The sequence below is a fragment of the Rossellomorea aquimaris genome, from assembly GCF_000935355.1.
Classification (GTDB): Bacteria; Bacillota; Bacilli; order Bacillales; family Bacillaceae_B; genus Rossellomorea; species Rossellomorea aquimaris_B.
The window spans coordinates 1-252 of the sequence record NZ_JXZC01000024.1 but is presented as its reverse complement, the minus strand read 5'-3'; the positions used below and the strand labels follow the sequence as shown (position 1 = coordinate 252).

The following is a 252-nucleotide window of genomic DNA, read 5'->3' as shown; positions in this document are numbered from 1 at the left end:
GTGGAATTCCAAGTGTAGCGGTGAAATGCGTAGATATTTGGAGGAACACCAGTGGCGAAGGCGACTTTCTGGTCTGTAACTGACACTGAGGCGCGAAAGCGTGGGGAGCAAACAGGATTAGATACCCTGGTAGTCCACGCCGTAAACGATGTCAACTAGCCGTTGGGAGCCTTGAGCTCTTAGTGGCGCAGCTAACGCATTAAGTTGACCGCCTGGGGAGTACGGCCGCAAGGTTAAAACTCAAATGAATTG

General features: G+C 51.6%; 1 rRNA gene. It reads left to right on the top strand.

Features of this window, described 5'->3' with window-relative positions:
- Positions 1 to 252, top strand: a 16S ribosomal RNA gene (locus TV75_RS20875); the annotation flags it as partial.